Raw genomic sequence first — 24,188 nt, forward strand, 5'->3', positions numbered from 1 at the left:
TCGCTGAGTTCGCTGAGTTCGCTCCGGAGCCGGAGCGCGTCGTCGACACGGGGGTTCGGCGCGATCGCGAACCGCGTCACGGCCGCGAACTTCGGTCTCGTCGGGTGAATCCCAGGCGGGTCACCCGGGGCGGGCCGGGTAGCGTGCCCCGGGTGACAACGCCACCGTCGGAATCCGCGCAGCGACCACCGCTGGACGCGCGGCGTTTGCGGCGCGTCGTCGCCGAGTCGCCGGAACTCGCGTTCTTCACCCGCGTCGACGTGGTGGAGTCGACCGGATCGACCAATGCCGACCTGATCGCGCGGGCCGGGCGCGGTGAGGCCGACAACAGCGTGCTCATCGCCGAGGCGCAGGAATCCGGGCGCGGGCGACACGCGCGCAACTGGGTGAGTCCGCCGCGGGCGCAGATAGCGATGTCGCTGCTGGTGCGACCGCGCGGGATCGATCCCGCGGTACTCGGCTGGCTGCCGCTGCTCACCGGAGTCGCGGTGGTCGACGCGCTGCGCGCGACCGCGGGCGTGGACGCGAATCTCAAATGGCCCAACGATGTGCTGATCGGCGGACGTAAGGTCGCCGGCATCCTCGCCGAGGTCGCCTCGGGTGGCGAAGCGCCCGCCGTGGTGATCGGCGTCGGGCTGAATGTGAGCCTGGACGAGGCGGAACTGCCGGTGCCGCACGCGATTTCACTGACGCTCGCCGGAGCGTCCAGCGTCGATCGCACCGAGTTGGCCGCGAGCATATTGACCGAATTCGCCCGTCGCTTCACGGCGTGGCGCGATGCCGGATGGAATGTCGGCGAGTTGGCCGCCGCCTACCGCGAACGATGCGCGACCCTGGGAGCGCGGGTGCGGGCGGAACTGCCCGGCGGGGAAGTCCTCATCGGCGTCGCCACCGATATCGACCGGCACGGCCGGGTGGTGATCGGAGACCGCGCCGTCTCCGCGGGCGACGTCACCCATTTGCGCGCCGAATACTGAATGACAGAATCGGTTCTCGCCGACGACCGGACTGGCGAATTCACCCCCGCGGGCTGAAGACTGTGCAGCACGCCGTGTTCGGTGTCAGGTATCAGGACACCTCGACGCGGTAGGGTTCCTGCATGGGTTATCCGGAGGATGTGCTCGCGCCGGACGAGCAATTGATACTCCATCGCCATCCGCATTGGAAAATGCTGTTCTGGCCTGCGGTGACATTGCTGCTCGCCACGGCGGTAGCCGGCTTCGCGGGGGGATTCGTCTACCGCACCACCGATCCGCCGACGCGCTCGATACTACTGATCGTGGTGCTGGTGCTGTGGCTCGCCATTCTCGGATGGCGTTGCGTCGCACCGGTTGTCAGTTGGAAGTCGACGCATTTCATCGTGACCGAGCGGCGCGTGCTCGTCCGCCAGGGAGTGCTGACGCATTCCGGCATCGACATACCGATGAACCGGATCTCGAGTGTCCAGTTCCGGCACGGACTGTTCGACCGCATGCTCGGCACCGGCACGCTGATCATCGGGTCGTCCTCCGACGAGCCGCTGGAATACGACGACATCCCGGATGTGGAGGGCGTGCACGCCCTTCTCTACCGCCAGGTCTTCGAGGTCGAGCGCGACCAGGTCGGCGGCCACGGGCACCGCGGCAGCCGTATCCCGGACGGCGATTACTGATGACCCGGCCGACTCCGTGACGCGCGACGAGCCCCGCGCGGTCACACCGCACCCGTGGCCCGTCACGCGCGCCGTGTCCGCCGCTGTCCGTAATCTGAGACCATGACCGCCGTACTGCTGGCCGAAGACGACGAGGCCATCGCCGCGCCGCTCTCGCGGGCACTGGGGCGGGAAGGCTATTCCGTCACGGTGGAGAGTTTCGGCCCAGCCGTCCTGCGCCGCGCCCTCGAGGGCAATCACGATCTGCTGATCCTCGACCTCGGCCTGCCGGGTATGGACGGGCTCGAGGTGTGCCGCCAGGTCAGGGCGCGCGGTGCGGATCTGGCCGTCTTGATGCTGACCGCGCGCACCGACGAGGTGGATTTCGTGGTCGGCCTGGACGCGGGCGCAGACGATTACGTCGGCAAGCCGTTCCGCCTCGCCGAGTTACTGGCTCGCGTCCGGGCATTGCTGCGGCGCAGCGGTATCGGCGACGAAGCGGTCGAGGTCGGCGGGATCAGGCTGGAACCGGCCGCGCGCCGGGTGCTGGTCAACGGCGTCGAGATCGGCTTGGCGAACAAGGAATACGAACTGCTCAAGGTGCTCATCGACCGGGCGGGTCAGGTGGTGGCGCGCGAGACCATCCTGCGCGAGGTGTGGGGCGACGCCGAGCTACGCGGTTCGAAGACCTTGGATATGCATATGTCGTGGCTGCGCCGGAAGATCGGCGATGAGGGGCCGATGGCGGAACGCCGGATCGTCACCGTGCGCGGCGTCGGATTCCGGCTGAACACCGACTGACGTGCGTCGCAGAATCCTGCGCTCCATGCTCACCGTGCTGACCATCACCACGGTGGTGCTCGGCGTACCGCTCATCTACACCGCCTGGCTGTGGGTGGAGGACATCACCCGCAACGATCTGCAGGACCGCCTGGATCGGATCGCCACCGAGGTGATCGGTCAGGAACAGCAGGACGGCATGGTGCGCGGCGGCCTCGATACCCGTTCGGTCGGCCCGCTCGTGCCGAAAGACGGCAAACTCACCGTCGTCTACCCGACCCCGCAGGACAATGCCTCGCGGCTCGATGTCGGCGTGGTGGAGGTCCGAGATCCACTGGTGGAATCGCTGTCGATGGGGACGTCGGGATCGCTGCGGCTGGAGGTGCCCTCCGCGCCGATGCATGCCATGCAGCGCCAAGCGGTCGCGGTGGTGGCGCTGGCCGTGCTGGTCTCGCTCGCCGCGGCGGCGGCGGTCGCGGTGGTGACCGCGCGCCGGGTAGCCGATCCGCTGCGGGATGTGGCAGCGCGTGCCGCGCGTCTGGCCATGGGCGATTTCCGGCCCGATCCGCGCAGGCACGGTATCTCCGAACTGGACCGCGTCTCCGATGTACTCGATTCCGCGACCGTCGAGATCGCGGGCCGTCTGCAACGCGAGCACGCGCTCGTCGCCGATGTCTCCCACCAGTTGCGCAGCAGGCTGACGGCGGTGCGGCTGCGGCTGGACGAATTGTCCGCGCATTCGGATCCCGCGGTGGTGCACGAGGCCGAGGAGGCGATGGCTCAGGTCGATCGGCTGACGGAGGCGATCGATGATCTGGTCCGCGCCTCACGAGACGAGGATGCCGCCGACCGCGATCCGATTCCGGTGATGGACGAATTGAGCGGGGTCGTCGAGGAGTGGAAACATCCGTTCACCGAGGCGGGCCGGACCCTGGTCCTCACCGGTGATCGCACACTGAGCGCACCGATCACCGCGCAGCGGTTGCGGGAGGCGGTGGCAGTGCTGGTCGACAACGCGCTCATGCACGGTGGCGGCACCTGCACGGTGTCGGTGCGCACCGTCCGTCCCGGAAACGCGAGAGAACCACTGGTGTGCGTAGAGGTCGCCGACGAGGGTGACGGCGTGCGCGACGAACTGGCCCCGCACATCTTCGACAGGGGATTCTCGGCGGGCGGTTCGACCGGCGTCGGGCTGGCGCTGGCCAGGGCGCTGATCGAAGCGGACGGCGGCAGGCTGGAATTACAGCGGCGCAGGCCCGCGCTGTTCGCCGTATTCCTCGGCGCGTCCCCGACGAGCAGGCAGGGCAACGTCGCGGTCACCGAACCGCGCTAACTGCGGTCGAGTCGCTCTTCTTCGAGCAGTTCCTCGAACTCCTCGACGATCTCGCTCATCTCGTCGGGGAAAACCCATCGGCGCATCGCCCAGAACCGGAACGCCATCTGCAGCAGGTTGCCGATGACGAACGCGCTGACGAAGTCCGCGACATTCTCGACGGTGAAACTCACATCCGGTTGCCGCAGGTCCAGCACGTAACTGGAGATCCACAGCGGAATATTGCTCAGGATCACGCCGATGCCGCTGACGACGAAGAACAGCAGCGCCTCGTGATGTTTCTCGCGTCCGCCGCGGTTCTTGAACGACCACTCGCGGTTGAGGACATAGGAGGCGATGACGGCGATGACACCGGAGATGATCTTCGCGGTGACCGGTTTCTCGGCCAGCACCGTCCACTTCAGCGCGTAGAAGATGCCGCCGTCGATGACGAAGGTGGTGGCGCCGACGATGGCGAATTTGATCAATTCGTGATGACGGAAGGCGATCTCCCGGAGGGGCTGGGGGAGGACGCTGACCACGCCGTCGACGAATGACACAAGCGCCGAGTGTACCGGTAGCGTTCATTGCCACCTGACATGACAAGATTGGCGAACGTGACGCCCCGTTCCTTCGATCCGTCCACAATGCCCACCGTCGCCATGGTCGGCGGCGGCCAGCTCGCGCGGATGACCCACCAGGCCGCGATCGCGCTCGGCCAGCGTTTGCGCGTACTCGCCGAGAATCCCGACGACCCGGCGGCCCAGGTGAGCCCCGAAGTCGTGCTGGGAAGTCACACCGACCTGGCGGCCTTGCGCAAGGCCGCCGTCGGCTCGCACGCGCTGACCTTCGATCACGAACACGTGCCGACACAACATCTGGAGGCGCTGGTCGCCGAAGGGGTGAACGTGCAGCCGCCGCCGCGGGCCCTGGTCTTCGCGCAGGACAAGCTGGCGATGCGCGTGAAGCTGTCCGAACTCGGCGTCCCCGTGCCCGCCTTCACGCCGGTCGCCGAACCCGCCGACGCGGTGCGTTTCGGCGACGAGCACGGCTGGCCCTTCGTACTGAAGGCGGTGCGCGGCGGTTACGACGGACGCGGCGTCTGGATGCCCGCCTCCGCCGCGGAGGCCGAGGCCCTGGTGGCCGACCAGGTGGCCAACGGCGTGCGGCTGCTGGCCGAGGCCAAGGTCGATCTGCGCCGCGAGCTGTCCGCGATGGTGGCCCGCTCCCCCTACGGGCAGGCCGCGACCTGGCCGGTGGTCGAGACGGTGCAGCGCAACGGACAGTGCGCGGTCGTCATCGCGCCCGCGCCGGATCTGGCGGAGGAATCGGCCGCAGCGGCCGAGACGTTGGCGCTGAAACTCGCGCGCGAACTCGGCGTCGTCGGTGTGATGGCTGTCGAACTGTTCGAGACCCGCGCGGGCGAGCTGCTGGTCAACGAGCTCGCTATGCGTCCGCACAATTCCGGTCACTGGGGGATGGACGGCGCGGTGACCGGCCAATTCGAGCAGCATCTGCGCGCTGTGCTCGATTACCCGCTCGGCGACACCGCGCCCCTCGCGCCGGTCACGGTGATGGCGAATATCCTCGGTGCGCCGCAGGCGCCGCAGATGTCGATGGACGAGCGGCTGCACCATCTGTTCGCGCGGTTGCCGCGGGCGAAGGTGCATCTCTACGGCAAAGGCGAACGCCGTGATCGCAAGATCGGGCACGTCAACGTGCTCGGCGACGATGTCGCGGTGGCGCGAGAGCAGGCAGAGCGGGCGGCGCATTGGATGTCGCACGCGGTATGGACCGACGGATGGGATCCCCATGAGTAATCCGCTTGTTGGCCTGATCATGGGCAGCGACTCCGACTGGCCGACGCTGGAGGCCGCGGCGGAAGCATTGGCGGAGTTCGGGATTCGGTTCGAGGTCGGCGTAGTCTCGGCGCACCGTACGCCCCAGCGCATGCTCGATTACGCTCGCGACGCCGCCGGTCGGGGTCTGCGGGTCATCATCGCGGGCGCGGGCGGCGCCGCCCACCTGCCCGGTATGGTCGCCTCGGCCACGCCGCTGCCGGTCATCGGCGTGCCCGTCCCGCTCAAATACCTCGACGGTATGGATTCACTGCTGTCCATCGTCCAGATGCCGGCGGGCGTCCCCGTCGCCACCGTCTCGATCGGCGGGGCCCGCAACGCGGGGCTGCTCGCCGCCCGCATTCTCGGCGCGAGCGATCCCGACCTCCGCGAGCGCATGGCGGTGTTCCAGGCGAGCCTGGAAACCATGGTGCTGGAGAAGGACGAAGCCCTGCGCACCAAGCTGCTCGGTTAGTCAGCCGAGTCGGCCGTCACGGAGCGCGCAGAGTCCCGAGTGCCTCGTCGGAGATCAGCTTCGCCAGCCTCTACCAGGCCGAATTCAGACGAAATATCCGGAACCGATCGAAACCGCTTCGGTCACGCGGATTCGCGGTCTGTGTCGGCCAGTACTGTGGTCCGGTGAACATTGGCGAAAGCGCTCGGGCCCGGATGGACAGCGACGCCGCCCGCTTCCGGCTGACGGTCGTGGATCAGGCGCTGCGCTTGTTCGCCGAGAAGGGCTACGAAGCGACGACCGTCGACGAGATCGCGGAGGCGGCGGGGATTTCGCGGCGGACGTTCTTCCGGCAGTTCCGGTCGAAAGAGGATGTGGTCTTCGCCGATCACGAATCGCAGTTGGCGCAGGCGGCCGCGTATCTCGAAGGCGCGCAGGAGGATCCGTGGGAGGCGGTCTGCGCGGCGGTGGTGCAGGTTTTCGAGCGGTTCACCCAGTGGCGCGAGATCGCGGCCAGACGGTACCGGGTGGTGCGCCGGGTGCCCGCACTGCGGGACCGCGAGATCGTGACGGTCTTCCGGTACGAGCGGCTGTTCACCGACTACCTGCGCGAGCGTCTGCCCGAGGTGCCCGATCTGGCCAGGGTGCAGTTCACGGCGGCGGTGACCGCGACGCACAACTATCTGCTGCGGCGCATGGTCCGCGGTGAATCGGACGCGGGCGCGGCGGATCTGCGGATCGAGTTGGCGGCGATTCCGCGCGGTCGCGGCCCGGTGCGCGGCGATGAGGATCTGGTGGTCGCGGTCTTCCCGCGGGATATGCCGACGCGTCAGGTCGCCGATCTGCTCGCCCGCAAACTCGGTACGCTGTGAACCGGCGAACAACGCCTCGGCCGAGATCACGCGCTGTGGGCGGTCTGAAGTGCGGCACCGTCGTCCAGCACGCCAACTGACACCCAGTGCCATTAAGTATCCCCCTGTGACGTGGATCTTCGGCGTATACTCGGTCGTGATGTGGCACTGAGTGCCGCTCAGGATACTCTGCGCAGCGCAGCGATCGAGACCCACAGACCAGGAGAGTGCCCCCATGGCGGGAAATCCGAATTTCGACCTCTTCAAGCTCGAGGACTTCCACGACGAACTGCGGGCGGCCATCCGCGGACTCGCGGAGAAGGAAATCGCCCCGCACGCCAAGGATGTCGACGGCAACGCCCGCTTCCCCGAGGAGGCGCTCACCGCGCTGAACGCCGCGGGCTTCAACGCGGTGCACGTGCCGGAGGCGTACGGCGGCCAGGGCGCCGACTCGGTCGCCACCTGCATCGTGATCGAGGAAGTCGCGCGCGTCTGCGGTTCCTCCTCGCTGATCCCCGCCGTCAACAAACTCGGCACCATGGGCATGATCCTGAACGGTTCCGAGGAACTGAAGCAGAAGGTGCTGCCGGATATCGTCAACGGCGAGATGGCCTCCTACGCGCTGTCCGAACGCGAGGCCGGTTCCGATGCGGCGAGTATGCGTACCCGCGCGCGCAAAGACGGCGACGACTGGATCATCAACGGCTCCAAGTGTTGGATCACCAACGGCGGCAAATCCTCCTGGTACACGGTGATGGCGGTGACCGACGCGGACAAGGGCGCCAACGGCATCTCCGCGTTCCTGGTCCACAAGGACGACGAGGGTTTCGTCGTCGGCCCGCTCGAGCACAAACTCGGCATCAAGGGCTCGCCCACCGCGGAACTCTACTTCGAGAACTGCCGGGTGCCGGGTGACCGCATCGTCGGCGAGCCGGGCACCGGTTTCAAGACCGCGCTGCAGACTCTCGATCACACCCGCCCCACCATCGGTGCGCAGGCCGTCGGCCTGGCCCAGGGCGCGCTGGACGCGGCGATCGCCTACACCAAGGACCGCAAGCAGTTCGGCACCGCCATCGCCGACTTCCAGAACACCCAGTTCATGCTCGCGGATATGGCGATGAAGATCGAGGCCGCGCGCCTGATGGTCTACACCTCGGCCGCCCGCGCCGAGCGTGGCGAGAAGAATCTCGGATTCATCTCGGCGGCTGCGAAATGTTTCGCCTCCGATGTGGCCATGGAAGTCACCACCAACGCCGTCCAACTCTTCGGCGGCGCCGGCTACACCACCGACTTCCCGGTGGAGCGCATGATGCGCGATGCCAAGATCACCCAGATCTACGAGGGAACCAACCAGATCCAGCGCGTCGTCATGTCGCGTGCCCTGCTCAAGGGGTAGATCCGTCACTCGCGAGGTGCTTCGATCGGACCGGGTTCGCATCGTCAGGCCGCTATCGGGCCGTGAGATGTTCCCAGTCCGTCGAAGCGCGGGATCTGCATCGTTCGTTGGGCGGCGGCCGTAGTTCAGGCGGAACGCGGTGCGTACATGATGACGGCGACCCCGATCAGGCACAACGTAGCGCCGGTGATGTCGAGAGGGTCGGGGCGGAATCCGTCCAACGCCATGCCCCACAGCAGCGACCCGGCGACGAAGACGCCACCGTAGGCAGCGAGGATGCGCCCGAAATCGGCGTCGGGTTGCAGGGTGGCGACGAACCCGTACAACCCCAGGGCGATGACACCGGCGCCGATCCACGCCCAGCCGCGTTGTTCACGGACTCCTTGCCAGACCAGCCAAGCGCCGCCGATCTCTGCGACGGCGGCCAGGGCGAACAAGAGGATCGAACGCAGAACGGTCATGGCTGGCGAGCCTACGAAACCCGGACGCACGGCGTCGCGGTAGCGGCGCATCCGCATCCAGCGCTCGTGCACCCGCCGTCGTCGCCGTCGGCGGAAGGGCTGGTGCCGCTGGTGCGGCGACCGCGCGTGCGCGACCAGATCAGTCCCGCCGCACCAACGGCAAGCAGAACGAAGCCGAGGGGTTCGAGCCACGACAGGCTCACCAATAGTGTTCCGCTGCCGAGGATTCCGGCGGCGATGCATCGGCACGGCGATGCCCGAGCTGGGTAGCGGCGAGAAGATCGGCGACCTCATCGAGGTGAACCCGAGACGTTGGGCGGCCTTGATCACCCGTAGCACCGACAGTGCCTGTTCCGGGTACATGCGATGCCCGCCCGGAGAGCGGTCCGGTTCGGCGAGCAGACCGCGGCGTTCGTAGTAGCGCAACGTCTGCGCGTTCACTCCGGCCGCGGCGGCCAGTTCCCCGCTACGCATACCCGTCATCGACCGGCCCCGGTGACGGCGGCCCGGGCGCAGCGGTCCAACGCATCGAGCACCTCGACGTAGGTGGCGGGTGCCTCGATCCGCATCACAGTCCCGGCGTCGGCGGGTTCGAAGGTGAAGGTGAAGGACGAACAGCACGCCGATTCCCGTGCGGCCAGGTCCCGGCCGACAGATGTGACCCAGGTACCGAATGCAACCCCGAAAAACACATGACAGTCACGAATCGGCCCGCCAGGGTGGGCGCGGTGGGGGGCGGCGTAACGGTTCATCGAGGAGTTGGTCGGCCGGTGGGGCGGGGGCGCTACTCCTGTGGGTTACACCGTCGCTGAACCCCGATGCGCACATCGTCCGAGTGTGGTTCGTCCATACTCTCTCCGTTTTCGGGACGGCGAAACATTTTGCGCGATGCAGTTGAATCCATTTGTTTGTCTATTTGTATCCGGGGTGCGTACCGATTCGATACCCGGTGTGGACGGGAAATGGTAACGACATCGCTCGGGAGTTCGATGATCAGTCAAGGAACGTGGAAGAAGTCGACCCTTCGGCCGTTGGTTCTAGCTGTGAACAGCGTCTTCTCGTGATTCGCCGGGCGCGGGGCGCGGGCAGGCGATATTCATCACTCGATTTACAGAAGAATCGACCCATAAATTCGGGTAGGGCAGTACAGGTTTAAATCGGTGGTCGCTGGGTGGATACTCGACTTCGTGGAGTGATGAGGTGAGTGATGACCAAGATCGTTATCGGGCCGCGGTCGGGAATGTATTGGTTCCCGCTGTCCGCGACCGAGATCGAATCCGACTTCACCGGAGCCGCGATCGCTGTCATTCGCAACTGGGCAGGAGAATATCTGACGGCGCCGCATCCGGCGCTCGGCAGGGACGGACCGGTATGCCCGTACGCGGCGCCATCCATGCGGCGCGATCTGATGTGGATCGGCCGCATTCCCGGCGCGCACCCGTGGCCGGATTTCGTCCGGCTCGTCCTGGCCGACGCCAAGGATCTGTACCTCGGACTACCCCCCACCGGCGGCGGCGCGGCGGTGCTGCGGGCGTTGATCACGGTTTTCCCCGATCTGCACGACTACTCCCTCATCGATGAGTTGCACCGCGAACTCAAGACCGGCTTCGTCGAACTCGGCACCATGCTCGGCCAGTTCTACCCGGGCTGCGCGCAGCCGGGACTCTGGAACAAGGATTTCCATCCGCTCGACGCGCCCATCGCGATGCTCGTGGTCCGCACGATGATGGCCACCGACTTCCCGTTCCTGGTCGAGCGCCCGGAGTGGATGTCCTCGTATGTGAAGAAATTCGCGCCCGCCCTGCCCGCCCATGTCCGCAAAGCGGTGGTGAGCAGGCTGATCGCGGGGAGGGGCCCCGAGGTGCCCGTCTACGAACGCGAATCCGAACCGGCTACGGCGGCGGGCGGCGGGGCGGCTGACAAGCCGGTGCGCGTCGCCCCGATGCGCGCCCGATGATGTCGGGGGGAGAGCACCGATGTCACACGCACTGTCGCATGTCCCGGCCACCGTCACGGAATTCCCGCTCTCGCCGGCGCAGCTGGGGATGTGGTACGCCCAGCAGTTGGACCCCGATGTGCCGCTGTACGAGGCGCAGTACATCGAGATGCGCGGCCCGCTGGATATCGAGGTATTGATCGACGCGGCCCTGCGCGCCGCGCGTGAATTCGGCTCGGGGATCCTGCGGCTGGCCGAAAAGGATTCCCAGCCCTATCAGATCATCGACGAGACGATCGAATCCACGGTGGCGTATCTGGATCTGTCCGATGCCACCGATCCCGACGGCGAGGCCATGCGCTGGATGCGGGCCGATGTCGCGGCGCCGATCGATCTGCTCCACGATCGGCCCGGTATCTCCACGCTGATCCGGGTAGGGCCGGACCGGGTGCTGTGGTACTCGCGGGTCCACCACATCGTGCTCGACGGATTCGGTTCGGTCGGCCTGCTGTACCGGGTGGCTGAGCTGTACAACGCGATGCTCGCGGGCAACACGCCGAAACCCGCGTCGGCGGCGAGTCTGCGCGCGGTATTCGACGCGGAGGCGAGTTACCGCGGGTCGACCAGATTCGCCGCGGACGCGGCCTACTGGGCCGAACGGGTCGAGGGGATGCCACGGCGGTGCAGCCTGGTCGAGTCGGCCGCGCCCGCCCATGCCGTCGGACGCGAGCACCGGATCACGCTCTCGGCGCGGATGGCCGAGTTGCTCGACGGCGCGGCGGCGCGGTTCGGAGTCGGATCGCCCGCGCTGGCGATGGCCGCACTCGCGGCCTACTACGCCAGGATGACCGGATCGCCGGATGTGGTGCTCAGCCTGCCGGTTTCCGGGCGCACCACCGCCGTCCTGCGCCGTTCCGGCGGGATGCTGGCCAATGTGGTGCCGCTGTGGATCACTGTGGACGACGCCGACACGGTGGCCGATGTGGTGGACGCGGTGCGGCTGGAGGTGTCAGGAGCGCTGCGGCATCAACGGTTCCGGTACGAGGAGATCCGGCAGGACGCGGGCGATTCCGGCGCCGGTCCCGCCGGGCGCGGATTCATCGGCCCGGTCTTCAACATCATGCTGTTCCCGGCCGAGGTCGACTTCACCGGCATCGAATCGAATCTGCACGTGCTCACGTCCGGACCGATCGATGACCTGTTCGTCAATCTGTACCAGCACGGCGCCGACAGTCCGATACACGTCGACTTCCACGCCAATCCCGATCTCTACGACTCGAATTCCCTTGCCCGCCATCATCATCGGTTCATGCGGATCTTCGAATCGCTGCTCGCCGCCGATCCGGGCACTGCGCTGCGCGATCTCGACTGTTTCCTCGATGACGAGCGACAGTTGCTCGACGGCGTCAACGGTCCGCCCGCCCCCGCGCCGTTGCTGCTGCCCGAACTGCTGGCCGGGGGGTTGCGCGCCGCGGGTCCTCGGGCGGTGGCGGTGCGTGCGGGGGCGCGCACGGTGACGTACGGACAGTTGGACCGGCAGTCGAATCTCCTGGCGCGCAGACTGATCGATGCCGGGTGCGGTCCTGAATGCTGTGTTCTCGTCGCATTGCCGCGTTCGGTGGAATCGGCGATCGCGCTCTGGGGCGTCGCGCGGTCGGGGGCCGCCCAGGTACCGGTCGGGATCGCGAATCCGGCGGCGCGAGTCGCCGACATGGCCGTCGAATGCGGTGCGCGACTGGGTATTTCGGTGTCATCGGTGCGCGAGTCGCTACCGGACGGTGTGCGGTGGATACTGCTCGACGAGCCGAGCGCGGGGGCTGGGAACGATGGCAACGGCGCAACTCGCCCCGCCGCTTACGCCGACACCGAGCCGGTCGCGGGGAAGGCGCGGGGCAACGGTCAGACCCGTGACGACCGCCCCGCGGTGGATCCACCCCGGCGATTGCGCGGCGAGCATCCGGCCTACGTGGTCTTCACCTCCGGGTCGACCGGGACGCCCAAGGGTGTCGTAGTGACCCACGCGGGGTTGGCGGGGCTGGTCCAGGGGGCGCACGAGGCGTACCGGCCCGCTCCGGGTGCGCGGATCATGCACTGCCTCAACCCCGCTTTCGACGCGGCGCTGCTGGAACTGCTGGTAGCCCTCAGCTCCGGTGCGACCGCGGTGATCGCCGCGGGCGACGCGGTCGCGGGGTCCGACCTCGGGGCGGTGGTCACCGAACATCGCGTCACCCACCTGACCGGTACACCGTCGATGTTGGCGACGCTGCCCGAGGATGCCTTCGCCAGCGTTCAGGTCGTGGTGACCGGCGGTGAGACCTGCTCGCCGGAGCTGACAGCACGTTTCGGCTCCCGGCGCAGGCTGCTCAATTCGTACGGCCCGGCCGAGACGACCATCGCGGCCACCTTCACCGACGAACGTGCGGGCGGGATCGGCAGGCCGGTGCCCGGCACCGGGGTACTCGTCCTCGATCGACGGCTGCGACCGGTGCCGATCGGGACGCCGGGGGAGCTGTACATCACGGGGGCGGGCCTGGCTCGCGGCTATATATCGCGGGCGGGACTGACGGCGCAGCGCTTCGTGGCCGATCCGTTCGATCGGGGCGGCGCGAGGATGTATCGCACCGGCGATCTGGTCTGCTGGCGTGCCGCCACCGATCGGGATGGGGACGGCGCGATGAGCCTGGATTATCTGGGCCGCACCGATTTCCAGGTGAAGCTGCGTGGTATGCGGGTGGAGCCGAGCGAGGTCGACGCGGTGCTGGAGACCCACCCTTCGGTGGAGGCCGCGGTCACCGTCGCGCGCGCCGGGGTGACCGGACGGACGGTGCTCGCCTCGTATGTGGTGCCGGTATCCCACCCGGATACCTCGGTGGCGGACCCGGACGAGCTGCGGCAGTTCAGCACGCGACGACTGCCGGGACATATGGTGCCCAGCGTCATCACGGTGCTGGACGCCCTGCCGCTCAACAGCAATGGCAAGGTCGATCGGCGCGCGCTGCCGGAACCGACCGAGGAATGCGCGGATACCGAGGGCGCGAACGATACCGAACGGGCCCTGTGCGCGCTGTTCGCCCAGGTGCTCGGCGTCGAACAGGTAGGGGCGCGATCGTCCTTCTTCGCGATGGGCGGGGATTCCATCCTGTCGATCCAACTGGTTTCGCTGGCGCGTGCCGACGGCCTGGTGTTCTCGGCCCGCGATGTGTTCGAACATCCGACGCCCGCCGCGCTCGCCGCGGTCGTCACCTCAGCGGACCGCCCCCGGACGCTGCCTGAAATGCCCGGTGGTGGTGTGGGATTCGTGCCACGCACCCCCATCGTGGACTGGCTGCTCGAGCAGCCGGGCTGGGAGCGTTTCGCGCAATCGATGGTGCTGGCGCTGCCGACCGGGATGGATCGCCCGCGGCTGACTCGCACCGTGCAGGCGGTACTCGATCGCCACGACATGCTGCGCGCCCGCGTTATTCCCGGTGGTTTCGATGTGCGCCCGCCGGGCTCGGTATCCGCCGACCGCATACTGGCGCACCTACCGTGCGGGTCTGTCGACACAACGGCCTTGGACGAAACGGCCACCGATGCGGTGTCCATCGACACGGTGTCCATCGATGCGGTGTCCATCGACGCGGCGATCGCGGCGGCGACCGGACGTCTGGACCCGACGGCGGGGGTCATGGTGGCCGCGACCTGGATGGATCCCGGTGCGCAAGGGCGGGGACGACTGGTGCTCGTGATCCATCACCTGGCCGTCGACGCGATCTCGTGGCGCATCATCATCGCCGATCTGATGGCGGCGTGGGCGCGGGTCGCTGCGGGCGAAGCGCCCGCACTGCCTGCGACCGGCACATCCATGCGCACCTGGGCCCATGCCGTCAGGGCGGCGGCCCTGCGCCCGGAATGGGCCGACGAGCTGCGCTACTGGGAGGCGGTGCTCGCCGCACCCGAACCGCCACTCGGCCACCGACCACTGGACCCGGCCGTCGACGTGGGCGGCACGCTCGACCACGTCGAGGTGCGGTTGCCGCGCGACGTGACCGCCACCCTGCTGGACCGCATGCCGAAGGCCTACCGGTGCGGTGTGGAAGAAGCCCTGCTCACGGCCACGGCCCTGGTATCGGCCCATGCGGCGGGGCCTCGTCTGCTGATGCTGGAACGGCACGGGCGCGACGAGAGCCTGGTTCCCGGCGCGGATCTGTCACGCACGGTGGGCTGGTTCACCAGCCAGTTCCCCGTGCGGCTCGACATCGGCGCGGCCGATACCACCGACGCCGCGGTGAAAGCGGTCAAGGAACAGTTGCGTGCGGTGCCGCACGGCGGCATCGGGTACGGACTGCTGCGCCACCTCGATCCGCGCGCCTCGGCAACTTTGCGCGCGGCCCCGCTGCCTCAGCTCGGCGTCAACTATCTCGGCCAGGTCGCCGCTGCGGAAACCGAAGGCGATACCCCGCCGTGGCTGCCGGTGTCCCTCGCGGCGCGGCTCGGCGGTGTCGGCGCCGCGGATCTGCCCGCCGCCGCGGTCTTGACGATCGACGCGATCATCGCCGAATCCAGTGAAGGCCCCGTGCTGCACGCGGTGTGGAGTTTCGCCTCCGGCGCGATCGATCGCGACAATGTGGAAAAGCTCGTCGCGCAGTGGGTTTCGGAGCTGGCGGGGATCGCCCGAATGCTGGAAACCCCGGATGCGGGCGGTCTCACCCCCTCGGATCTGCCCCTGGTCCGCTCGACCCAGGAGCGCATCGAGGAGTGGACGGCACGGTATCCGTCCGTCGAGGATGTGTGGCCGCTGGCTCCGTTGCAGCGTGGACTGCTCTTCCATGCCCAGCTCGAATCCGGGCACACCGACGCCTATTCCGTGCAATCGGTCTTCGAATTCGACGGCCAGGCCGATGTCGACCGCCTGGCCGCCGCCGCTGCCGCGCTGATCCGCCGTCATCAGGTGCTGCGCACGGCCTTCGTGGCTGATGTCGATACCGCGGTGCAGGTGGTGCTCGCCGACGTCGCGACGCCGTGGCGGTCCGTCGATGCGGTCCCGGCCGAGTGCGACGAACTCGCGGCGGCGGAACTGGCGACACCGTTCGACCCGCGGCGCCCGCCGCTGATCCGCTTCCTCTGCGTCCGCTGCGGTGTGCGGGATGTGCGGCTGATCATCACCAATCATCATCTGGTGCTGGACGGCTGGTCGATGCCGCTGCTGTTCGGCGAACTGCTCACCCTCTACGAGAGCCAGGGACTCGGCGCGGGATCGGGCGAACCGGCCGGCTATCGGGACTATCTCGAATGGCTCGCGGGCCGCGACGAGGCGGCGGCACGAACCGCGTGGTCGTCGGCCTTGGCCGACCTCCGCGGCCCGACGCTGGTCACGGCGGGGCGCGAACCGACGCCGGGATCACCGGAATCCGCGAAATACGAACTCGAAATCCCGTTCGCGGCGGCGGATTCAGCGGCGCTGTCCCGCCTGATCGCCGAGCGCGGCCTCACCATGTACACGGTGGTCCAGGTCGCCTGGGCTTTGCTGCTCGCCGAGTCCACGGGACAGACCGATGTCGTCTTCGGCGCGACGGTATCCGATCGCCCGGCCGAACTGCCAGGCGCCGAGCGCATGATCGGGATGATGGTGAACACCGTCCCGGTCCGCATCGCGCTCGCGCCCGCCGAACCGGTGGCCGAACTGCTGGCGCGGGTGCAGCGCGAACAGGGCGCGCTGATCGGGCACCACACGTTGGGACTCAACGAGATCCAGTCGGCCGCCGGTCTCGGACCGCTGTTCGACACGACCATCGTCTTCGAGTCGTATCCGGTCGACGCGGCGGCGCTGGCCGCGGCGGTCGAGCGAGCGAATCTGCGGCTGAGGGGTTTTCGAGGCCGCGACGGCACGCACTATCCGCTCTCGGTCGCGGCGCAGGCTCGCGACGGTCTGCACCTGGTGATCACCTGTTCCGCCCGGTATTTCGACGAGAACGAAGCACACGAGAACGCCGCGCGGCTGGCGCGGATACTGGCGAGGATCGCGCGGGATCCGGCTCGGCCCACCGCGGCGGTGCGCGGAACGGACCGGATCGAGCAACCGTCCTCCCGTCCGCGGCCGATAGTGCTGCTCCCCGATCTGCTGCGCCGCGAGGTCCGCGCCGACCGAGACGCGGTCGTCGACGGCACGACCCGACTCGGTTACGCGGAACTCGACGCCCGCTCGAACCGGCTGGCCAGAACCCTGATCGAGGCGGGAGCCGGTCCCGAGACGACGGTATTGCTCGCGGCCCCGCGCTCTGCGGAGTGGATCGTCGCCGCGTGGGCCATCGCCAAATCCGGCGCGGCCTTCGTCCCGGTGGACGTCGACTACCCGGCGTCGCGTATCACCGCGATCGCCCTCGCCTCCGGCGCCCGGCTGGGGGTGACGGTAGCGGACTACCGCGAGCGAATGCCGGACGGATTCAATTGGCACCGTATCGATCTCACGGACCCGGTGCCGGTCTCGAGCCCGCCGGTCACCGACGCAGACCGGCTCCGGCCGCTGCGCGCCGGGAACCCCGCCTACCTGATCTACACCTCCGGTTCCACCGGAGCGCCGAAGGGTGTCGTGGTGAGTCACGCCGGACTGAACGGATTGGCGGCGGGCGTGTGCGCCGTGACCGACCTCGGCGCGGGGGAGCGGGTATTGCTGAGCATGAACCCGAATTTCGACGCCGCGATCATGGTGTGGCTGACGACGTCCTACGCGGGCGCGACACTGGTGATCGCCCCACCGAGGGTGAACGCGGGCGCGGAACTCGGCGAGGTGATCGCGGAATCGTCGGTGACACATGTGTTCTCGACCCCGGCCGTCCTGGCGACCCTGCCCACCCACGCGCTGGACGGAGTACGGGTACTCGTCACCGGCGGTGAGGCGTGCCCGCCCGATCTGACCGCGCGGCTCGGCGTAGGGCGCTCGCTGCTGAACTCCTACGGTCCCGCCGAGGCCACTGTGGCCGCGACCTTCACCGCCGCGCTCGAGGTCGGCGAACGTCCCGGCCTCGGCGCGCCGCTGCCAGGGGTCGGCGTCGCGCTGCTCGACCCGTGGCTGCGACCGGTGCCCGCCGGAACCACCGGGGAGTTGTACCTGACGGGGCCGGGCATCGCGCGCGGATACACCGGACGGGCCGGGTTGACCGCCGAACGGTTCGTCGCCGATCCTTTCGGAGGCACGGGAGCGCGGATGTATCGCACCGGCGATCTGGCGCGCAGGATCTCGGGTTCGCGACTGGAATATGTCGGCCGCAACGACGACCAGGTGAAACTGCGCGGCATCCGCGTCGAGCCGGGCGAAGTGGACGCGATGCTGCGCGGTCATCCGCGCGTGACGCTCGCGGTCACGGTGGCGCACGTCGGCGCCAACGGTGAGCACCTGCTCGACACCTACGCGACGGCGAGCGGCGGCGACCTCGATCCGGCCGAACTCATCGACTATCTGGCGCACCGCCTGCCCCGGCACCTCGTCCCGTCCACCGTGACGGTGCTCGACGCGTTGCCGCTGACCGCGAACGGCAAAGTCGATCTGCGCGGGCTGCCCGAACCGGAACGCGCGGCGCGATACGTGGCACCGGTCGGTGTCGAGGAAGTGGTCGCCGATGCCTTCGGCGCGGTGCTGGATCGCACCGGAATCGGGGCGGCCGACGATTTCTTCGCCCTCGGCGGCGATTCGCTCTCGGCCACCCGTGTGGTCGCCAGGCTCGGGATCGCGTTGCACACGCAGGTGCCGGTGCGGATGCTGTTCGAAGCGCCGACGGTCCGCGCGCTCGCGGCGCGGCTGGGCACACTCGCGGCCGAAGGACCGGCGACGGAGACGATCCTGCCGCGGCCAGGCCCGCGCCCCGATCGCATTCCGCTGGCACCCGCTCAGCAGCGGATGTGGTTCGTCAACCGATACGATCCGCAATCCGGCGCGTACAACATCCCGGTAGTGCTGCGGCTGCGCGGCGGCCTCGATACGTCCGCCATGCGCGCGGCGCTCACCGATGTCCTCGTCCGCCACGAATCCCTGCGCACCGTCTATCCGGGTCACGACGGCATCGGCTACCAGGTCGTGCTGCCGGCCGACGAGGTCGGTCTCGCCCTGGATCCGGTGCCGGTCGCCGAGCGGGAGCTGGCGGAGGCGGTGATGCGCTGTGTCATCACCGGATTCGACGTCACCGGCGCGGTTCCCCTGCGCCTGGCACTGTTCCGGATCACCGACGCCGACGGCGCGGATGCCGACCACCTGCTCGTCCTGGTCGTGCACCACATCGCGGCCGACGGATTCTCGATGGGGCCGCTGGCCCGCGACGTCATGACGGCCTACCAGGCCCGCGCGCACGGCACCGTCCCTCGCTGGACTCCGCTGCCGGCGCAGTACGCGGATTACACGCTGTGGCAGCGTGCACGGCTGGGATCGGCGCACGATCCGGATTCGCTACTCGCCCGCCAACTGGCGTTCTGGACCGAAACCCTCGACGGCCTCCCCGATCGTCTCGACCTGCCCGCCGACCGGCCGCGCCCGGCCACCCCGTCCATGCGTGCGGGTACGGTGCGCGCCGAACTCGACGCGGCGACGACCACGCGGCTCGAAGCGCTGGCCCGTGCCGAGCACTGCTCGTTGTTCATGGTGGTGCATACCGCCCTCGCCGTCGTGTCGGCCCGGCTCAGCGCGACCTCCGATATCGCGATCGGCACCCCGGTGGCCGGACGCGGCGCACCCGAACTCGACGACGTGGTCGGAATGTTCGTCAACACCGTGGTGCTGCGCACGCACGTGGCGACCGAGCTCCCGTTCACCACCCTGCTCGACCGGGTGCGCCGCGCCGACCTCGACGCATTCGCCCACGCGGACGTGCCCTTCGAGAGCCTGGTCGACGTGCTCGACCCCGCCAGGTCGGCGGCGCGGCATCCGCTGATCCAGGTGATGCTGATCTTCCAGAATCTGACGCCGGTGCGACTGACACTGCCCGAGCTGACCATCGAGCCGGTCGACCTGGATCAGCCCACACTGCGTTTCGACCTCAGCGTCACGGTGACTCGATCGGACAGCGGTCTGTCTCTGCGCCTGTGCTACGCGACCGACCTGTTCGACGCGGATACCATCGGCCATTTCGCAGACCGTTTCCTGCGAGTACTGCGGTCCGTCGCGGACCGGCCCGAGCTGGTCGTCGGCGATATCGAACTGCTCACCCCGGCCGAGCGGACCTCGGTTCTCGCCGCGCCGCGCCCCGTCGCCGCCGAACCGGTGATCCTGCCGGATCTGCTGGCCGCGGCGGTGGCGGTCTATCCGGACGGCGTCGCCGTGGTCGACGGCGCGCGAACCCTGACCTACCGAGAATTGGACGAACAGTCGAATCGGCTGGCCAGGATGCTGATTCAGGCCGGAGCCGCGCCCGAGGGGCTGGTCGCGGTGGCCGTGCGCCGTTCGATGGAATCCGTGCTCGCGGTCTGGGCGGTGGCCAAGACCGGGGCGGCCTTCGTCCCGATCGATCCGGCCTATCCGGCCGAACGCGTCGCGCAGATACTCGCCGATTCCGGAGCGCGACTCGGCGTCACGCGCGCCGCGCAGCTGGCCATCGCGGGAGCGGCGGCGCGATCCGCCGAGGACGAAACGCAGGGGAATATCCGGTGGTTCGCGCTCGATGATCCCGAGACCGCCGCAGCCATGGCACAGACCGCGCCAACGCCGGTCGAGCCCGACGGTGTCGCGCGTACGGCGAATCCCGCCTACGTCATCTTCACCTCCGGGTCCACCGGGCGGCCGAAGGGCGTCGTCGTCACCCATGCGGGACTCGCCGAACTGGCCGTGACACAACGTAATCGGCTCGGCATCGACCGTCACTCCCGGATCCTGCACGTGGCCTCACCGAGTTTCGACGCCGCCGTACTCGAGATATTGCTCGCCGTCGGCGCGGCGGCGACCCTCGTCGTCGCCGGACCTACCGCGTTCGGCGGTGTCGAACTGGGTGAACTGCTTATGCGCGAGCGGGTTTCGCATATCGCGTTGACGCCGTCGGCGCTCGGCTCGGTCGATCCGTCTCTGGTGGGCGGGAATCGGCACGAGCCGGACGCCGCCTCGGCGACGAGAAACCCGTCGGCCGCGCGATGCGGGGCGCTGCGCGCGATCGTCACCGGGGGCGAACCCTGCCCGCCGGAACTCGTCGCGCGATGGGCCGCACCGGGACGCACGCATTTCAACGATTACGGCCCGACCGAGGCGACCATCTGGGCTACCGGAAGCGCCCCGCTGCGCCCCGGCGACACGATCACCATCGGCACGCCGATCGCGGGGATGTGCGCACGGGTGCTCGACGCGCGGCTGCACCCGGTGCCGGACGGCGTCGTCGGCGAGTTGTACCTGACGGGTCCCGCGCTGGCGCGCGGCTATCACGGCCGCACCGGCCACAGCGCCGCCCGATTCGTCGCCGATCCGCACGGGCCACGGGGACAACGGATGTACCGCACCGGCGACCTGGTGCGACGGCGCGACGGCGATCTCGAGTACCTCGGCCGCTCCGATCTCCAGGTGAAATTACGCGGCCTGCGTATCGAACTCGGCGAGATCGAATCGGCGCTGGTAAGCGATCCGTCGGTGCGTCAGGCGGCGGTGGTTGTCCATACCGATCCCGCCGTCGGGGAGGTACTCGTCGCCTACGTGGTGCCGGAGCCGGGCGCGGACCTGCGGATCGCGACGGTGAAAGGCACTGTCGCGCATCGTCTCCCCTCGTATATGGTCCCCGCGACGATCGTCGTCCTCGACGCGCTGCCGCGCACGGCGAATGGAAAACTCGATCGCCGCGCCCTTCCTGCCCCCGATATCCGGTCCGGGCGCTACCGCCCGCCGACCACCCCCACCGAACGGGTCATCGCGGAGACTTTCGCCGATCTGCTCGGGGTGCCCGGGGTCGGACTCGACGACGACTTCTTCGCCCTCGGCGGCAATTCGCTCATCGCGACGCGCATCGTCGCGCGACTCGGCGCGGCGCTGAACACCAGGATCGCCGTGCGCACGGTATTCGACGCGCCGTCGGTCGCCGAACTCGCCGAGGCCGTGCGGAAGGCCACCGCGGTGCCCGGTCCGCGACCGGGTCCACGACCACGGCCGAGGCATATCCCGCTCTCGGCCGCCCAGCGCCGCATGTGGTTCCTCAACCGCTACGACCCACGGTCGCCCGCGCACAATGTGCCGATCGCGGTGGATATCGAGGGCGAACTCGATATCGGGGTCCTGCAGATCGCGCTCATGGACGTAGTGGCACGACACGAATCGCTGCGGACCGTCTACCCCGTCGACGCCGACGGCGAGCCCTACCAGGATGTGCGCCCCGTCGCGAAGGCCTATGTGCCGGTGTGCGTATCGGATGTCGGCCCGGACGAGGTCACCGAGGCGGCGGCGCGGGTGAGCGCGCGTGGTTTCGACCTGACCAGCGAATTACCGGTGCGGGTCGTACTGCTGCGACACACACCGCGGCACTGCGCGCTGATACTCGTGCTGCATCACATCGCCTCCGACGGTTGGTCGCTCGCGCCGCTCACCCGCGATGTGATGGTGGCCGTCGGCGCGCGCAGGTCGGGCGCCGCACCGCTGTGGGCGCCACTGCCGCTGCACTACGCCGACTACGCGCTCTGGCAGCGGGAATTGCTCGGCGCGGCCGACGATCCGGACAGCGTGGCTTTCCGCCAGTCGGCGTATTGGCGAGCCGCGCTGGACGGTCTGCCCGAGGTCGCGGCCCTACCGAGCGATCATCCGCGCCCCGCCGTACGGACCCACCGCGCGGGCATGGTGGAGTTCGAGGTGGACGTCGCGGTGCAGCAGCGGGTTCGACGGCTCGCCCGCTGGCACGGGGTGAGCACCTTCATGGTCGCGCACGCGGTGCTGGCCGTACTGCTCGCCCGACTGTCCGGCGACACGGATATCGCGATCGGTTCGGTGATCGCCGGCCGCGGTGACGGTGAACTCGACGATCTGGTCGGCATGTTCGTCAATACGCTGGTGCTGCGCAGCCGCATCGACATCGACGCCACCTTCGAGACAGTGCTCGCCGCGGTCAAAGACAGCGACCTGGACGCCTTCGGCAATGCCGACCTGCCGTTCGAGCAGTTGGTCGAAGTACTCGCGCCTGCCCGGTCGACGGCGCATCACCCGCTGTTCCAGGTGCTGCTGATATTCCAGAACTTCGATCGCCAGCCGATCACGATGCCCGGCCTGGATATTCGCCTCATCGACATCCCCGCGGTCGGCGCGAAATTCGACCTGGAATGGATGCTCGCCGAGAAATTCGACGCCGACGGCGCACCGGCGGGGATGGCGGGAAATCTCACCTACGCTCTCGACCTGTTCGAGCCGTCCACCGCGCGGACCCTCACGCGCCGGTTCACCGAGGCGCTCGACGCCCTGACGGCCGATCCGGGGCTGGTCATCGGCGACCTGGATGTGACCGCGCCGCCGGGAACCGTGGTGTACGAGCCGCCGCCAGCGCCGCGCCGTGCCGATCTGCCCTACCGCCCCGCGGTGACACCGGCCGAACAGGCCGTCGTCGCCGCCTTCGAGACGGTGCTCGGGGCCGAACGGGTCGGGCTGGACGACAACTTCTTCGAACTCGGCGGCACCTCCATGGTCGCCGTCCGGCTGGTCGCCGAAATCCGCGAACAACTCGGATTCCCCATGCCGGTGCAGTGGATGTTCGGCGACCCGACACCAGGCGCGCTGGCGCAGCGCATCGCCGCTGACACCGATCCTCGCGGTGTCGATCCCGCGTTGCGCACCCTGCTCGCGCTGCGCGAAGGCGGCCGAGGGCCCGGACTGTTCTGCGTGCATCCGGCCATCGGATTGGCGTGGGGCTACGCCGGACTGGTGCGCTACCTCGACGACGACCACCCGGTCTACGGCCTGCAGTCACCCGGCGTCGCGGGTGACGCGAGACCGGAACGGACCCTGCGGGCCCGCGCCGCGCACTACGCCGACGAAATTCAGCGGGTCGAGCGCAGTGGGCCGTATCGCGTCCTCGGCTATTCGGCGGGCGGGCCCATCGCCCACGCCGTCGCCGTGGAACTCCAGCGGCGCGGTACGGCCGTCTCGACCCTGATCGTCATGGACGGTCGCGCCGATTCCGCACCGGAGAGCGCCGACGATATTCCGCCCCCCGAAGTCCTGCTGGCGGAATTCGGCGGCATCGATCCGGACCTGCTCCCCGCCGACGGCGTCGCGACGGCGGAGCGCGCCGCCGAACTCCTGCGCGCGGCGGGCGGCGCTTTCGCCGAGCTCACCGCCGCCGACCTGCGTCATCTCTACGACGATTACCGCGAGCTGATCCGTGAGACGGCAGCGCATCGCCCCGAGGTGTTCGACGGGGATCTGCACTTCATCAGCAGCACGAGCACGCGCCCGGGCATGAGCCCGAATGCCGAGACCTGGCGTCCCTACGTGACCGGTGCGATCGTCGAGCACCGGTCCGCCCGCGCGCACAACGAACTCACCAGCGCGAAGGCGTTCGAGGAATTCGGCCCGCTCATCGCGGAGTGGTTACGCTGAGCGGGTGGACGACGGGG

At 68.7% G+C, this 24,188-nt stretch carries 13 protein-coding genes and 1 pseudogene; 10 read left to right on the forward strand and 4 right to left on the reverse strand.

Going from position 1 to position 24,188, the window contains the following annotated elements; genetic code table 11:
* Positions 1-206 precede the first annotated feature (206 nt).
* The 4 genes from ABZS43_RS27070 to ABZS43_RS27085 all read left to right on the forward strand — a co-directional run bounded on the left by ABZS43_RS27070 (position 207) and on the right by ABZS43_RS27085 (position 3,743).
* Positions 207-977 (forward strand): biotin--[acetyl-CoA-carboxylase] ligase, encoded by a 771-nt coding sequence (locus tag ABZS43_RS27070; RefSeq protein WP_355038854.1) that lies wholly within the window; start codon positions 207-209, stop codon positions 975-977.
* 122 nt (positions 978-1,099) lie between these two features.
* The gene (locus ABZS43_RS27075; RefSeq protein WP_355038781.1) at positions 1,100-1,651 is read left to right on the forward strand and encodes a PH domain-containing protein; all 552 of its coding nucleotides are present in this window, start codon (positions 1,100-1,102) and stop codon (positions 1,649-1,651) included.
* Positions 1,652-1,753: 102 nt separating this feature from the next.
* Positions 1,754-2,431, forward strand: coding sequence for a response regulator transcription factor (locus tag ABZS43_RS27080; protein WP_355038782.1), 678 nt, complete (start codon positions 1,754-1,756; stop codon positions 2,429-2,431).
* A 1-nt stretch (position 2,432) separates the two neighbouring features.
* Complete coding sequence (locus ABZS43_RS27085; protein ID WP_355038783.1) at positions 2,433-3,743, forward strand: HAMP domain-containing sensor histidine kinase; 1,311 nt, start codon at positions 2,433-2,435, stop codon at positions 3,741-3,743.
* On the opposite strand, the gene ABZS43_RS27090 is transcribed toward ABZS43_RS27085, so the two are convergent.
* Positions 3,740-4,282, reverse strand: a complete 543-nt coding sequence (locus ABZS43_RS27090; RefSeq protein ID WP_355038784.1) for a GtrA family protein — start codon at positions 4,280-4,282, stop codon at positions 3,740-3,742. The two genes, ABZS43_RS27085 and ABZS43_RS27090, sit on opposite strands and share 4 nt — an antisense overlap.
* Positions 4,283-4,321: 39 nt before the next feature.
* Here ABZS43_RS27090 and ABZS43_RS27095 point away from each other — a divergent pair, with 39 nt between their 5' ends.
* From ABZS43_RS27095 to ABZS43_RS27110, 4 genes are all read left to right on the forward strand, one after another.
* Positions 4,322-5,542 (forward strand): 5-(carboxyamino)imidazole ribonucleotide synthase, encoded by a 1,221-nt coding sequence (locus ABZS43_RS27095; RefSeq protein WP_355038785.1) that lies wholly within the window; start codon positions 4,322-4,324, stop codon positions 5,540-5,542.
* On the forward strand, positions 5,535-6,035 hold the full coding sequence (purE, locus tag ABZS43_RS27100; RefSeq protein ID WP_355038786.1) for a 5-(carboxyamino)imidazole ribonucleotide mutase: 501 nt from the start codon (positions 5,535-5,537) through the stop codon (positions 6,033-6,035). Before ABZS43_RS27095 ends, purE begins: the two co-directional genes overlap by 8 nt.
* 194 nt (positions 6,036-6,229) lie before the next feature.
* On the forward strand, positions 6,230-6,886 hold the full coding sequence (locus ABZS43_RS27105) for a TetR family transcriptional regulator (protein WP_355038855.1): 657 nt from the start codon (positions 6,230-6,232) through the stop codon (positions 6,884-6,886).
* Between the two features lie 214 nt (positions 6,887-7,100).
* Entirely contained in the window at positions 7,101-8,261 is a 1,161-nt protein-coding gene (locus ABZS43_RS27110; RefSeq protein ID WP_355038787.1) for an acyl-CoA dehydrogenase, read from the forward strand.
* Positions 8,262-8,386: 125 nt separating this feature from the next.
* On the opposite strand, the gene ABZS43_RS27115 is transcribed toward ABZS43_RS27110, so the two are convergent.
* From ABZS43_RS27115 to ABZS43_RS27125, 3 genes and pseudogenes are all read right to left on the reverse strand, one after another.
* Positions 8,387-8,722 (reverse strand): YnfA family protein, encoded by a 336-nt coding sequence (locus ABZS43_RS27115; RefSeq protein WP_355038856.1) that lies wholly within the window; start codon positions 8,720-8,722, stop codon positions 8,387-8,389.
* Positions 8,723-9,079: 357 nt separating this feature from the next.
* Positions 9,080-9,205: pseudogene (locus ABZS43_RS27120) on the reverse strand (MerR family DNA-binding transcriptional regulator); the annotation flags it as partial.
* On the reverse strand, positions 9,202-9,414 hold the full coding sequence (locus tag ABZS43_RS27125) for a hypothetical protein (RefSeq protein ID WP_355038788.1): 213 nt from the start codon (positions 9,412-9,414) through the stop codon (positions 9,202-9,204). The gene ABZS43_RS27125 and the pseudogene ABZS43_RS27120, both read right to left, overlap by 4 nt.
* Positions 9,415-9,929: 515 nt before the next feature.
* On the opposite strand from ABZS43_RS27125, the gene ABZS43_RS27130 reads away from it, so the two are divergent.
* Both ABZS43_RS27130 and ABZS43_RS27135 read left to right on the forward strand, forming a co-directional pair.
* Positions 9,930-10,679, forward strand: a complete 750-nt coding sequence (locus ABZS43_RS27130) for a DUF6875 domain-containing protein (protein WP_355038789.1) — start codon at positions 9,930-9,932, stop codon at positions 10,677-10,679.
* A gap of 19 nt (positions 10,680-10,698) precedes the next feature.
* Complete coding sequence (locus tag ABZS43_RS27135; RefSeq protein ID WP_355038790.1) at positions 10,699-24,171, forward strand: amino acid adenylation domain-containing protein; 13,473 nt, start codon at positions 10,699-10,701, stop codon at positions 24,169-24,171.
* Positions 24,172-24,188: the final 17 nt, after the last annotated feature.

The sequence above is a fragment of the Nocardia sp. NPDC005366 genome (assembly GCF_040606855.1).
Taxonomy (GTDB): Bacteria; Actinomycetota; Actinomycetes; order Mycobacteriales; family Mycobacteriaceae; genus Nocardia.